This is a genomic window from Bacillus sp. HY001, assembly GCF_007558965.1.
GTDB classification, from domain to species: Bacteria; Bacillota; Bacilli; order Bacillales; family Bacillaceae_G; genus Bacillus_A; species Bacillus_A mobilis.
The window spans coordinates 1-1,580 of the sequence record NZ_VLTE01000273.1 but is presented as its reverse complement, the minus strand read 5'-3'; the positions used below and the strand labels follow the sequence as shown (position 1 = coordinate 1,580).

The 1,580-nt window shown below is 33.4% G+C and carries 2 protein-coding genes and 1 pseudogene; 2 read left to right on the top strand and 1 reads right to left on the bottom strand.

Going from position 1 to position 1,580, the window contains the following annotated elements:
- Positions 1-591: S8 family serine peptidase (locus FOT98_RS31255; protein WP_144291258.1), on the top strand; the 591-nt coding region annotated here is incomplete at its 5' end.
- Positions 592-713: 122 nt separating this feature from the next.
- Here the strand turns inward: FOT98_RS31255 and FOT98_RS31250 are convergent.
- Positions 714-1,253 (bottom strand): annotated as a pseudogene (locus tag FOT98_RS31250) (TetR/AcrR family transcriptional regulator).
- Positions 1,254-1,431: 178 nt separating this feature from the next.
- Here FOT98_RS31250 and FOT98_RS31245 point away from each other — a divergent pair.
- Positions 1,432-1,580: nucleotidyltransferase domain-containing protein (locus FOT98_RS31245; protein ID WP_144291257.1), on the top strand; the 149-nt coding region annotated here is incomplete at its 3' end.

Genomic DNA, 1,580 nt, shown 5'->3' with positions numbered 1-1,580 from the left:
GATCAATTCAGAGACCGTAATGGTAAACAAGTTTTAAATCGTAATAGTCCTGATTTTAAAGATTCAGGGGCAATTATGGTTGGAGCAGCTTCTGCAAGAGTTCCTCATAAGCGTTCATATTTCTCTAATTATGGTAGTAGAGTGGATGTGTATGGATGGGGGAATGCAGTAGATACAACAGATGCTAAACCAAGTGAATTTACAACAAATCTATATACTTCTAGCTTTAGTGGAACATCTAGCGCATCACCTATTATTGCTGGTGCTGCTGCATCAATTCAAGGAATTGCAAAACATAATAAGGAAAAAGTATATACACCAAGCCAACTTAGGGATATTTTAAGTGACCCTAGTACAGGAACCAAATCTAACGATCCAGTCTCTGATAAAATTGGTGTTTTACCTGACTTAAAAGCTATTTTATCTAAACTTGGTTTTTCACCAAACTTAAGTAATGATTCCTCCATTGTATTTCCTGATGAACCAGAAATAAATAAAGGGAATAAGGGAAATGAAGGTTCTACTATTACATTCCCAAAAGAAGATTCCGCTAATAGTGAAGGGGACTCTACCTTTATTTTCCCAGAATAATGGTAGAAAGAACTTCTTAGTATAAAGGATTCTTATATAACTAGTTGTTTATAATAATAGTGAGAAAGGCTCTTATGCGTAGTAGCATAAGAGCCTTTTTGTTTTAAAATGTTTAGGAAGAGTTAATTGGCATATGAATTAAGAAGATGTCTTACTTGTTCTATAAAATAATGGTGGTGTATATTATTTTTGTTACTTGACTAGCCATAATAGCCCCTTCTATGAAAGAAGCAAGTGACATAACATCTATATCATCTTTAATTTCTTATTTGTCGACTCCTTCTTTAATAAGAGATTCCATTAGTACTACTGTATTATCATATCCTTTTGCAGCTGCAGCATGTAATTCAGGGAAAACATCTGTACTTTCAATTGCAACATTAAGTAAAGGATACCCACCAGCTATTAGCTATTGGGGGATTGTTGACCGTATCTTGGTATACAAGGAAGATAGCGATGATTTTATCTATAACATTTTCTTTATATTCTATAGCCGCATAAAAATGTTTCCATATGATTTCTCCACCTTTATCAAGTGCAGCCAATGCAATTTCTTCTTTACTTTTAAATCGGCGATAAATAACGCCTTTAGGCAGAGAAGCAGTGTCCATGATATCTTGAAGGGATGTGCGGAAAATTCCTTGCGTATTGAATAGATACAAAACTACAACATACCTACCCCTGAACTATAATAATTTTAGGTCAGAAATAAACTTCTAATTTTGTGAGGAGTTAAGTACTAAAAAGGCTTAATTTTATTTAAGTATTTGTGGTAGTTTAAAGGACGTATGATTGGTTATGATATAATAAAATTCAAGTATACTAAGGGGGATTAATGAGATGATTTTTCAAGGTATGATAACAGCTATTATAGAAAAATTACAAGAGACAGTGAATCCCTATTGGATAATTGTGTTTGGATCAACGGCTGAGAACAGGGAACGAGAAGATAGTGATATTGATATAGCTTATTTAAGTGACACAACTTT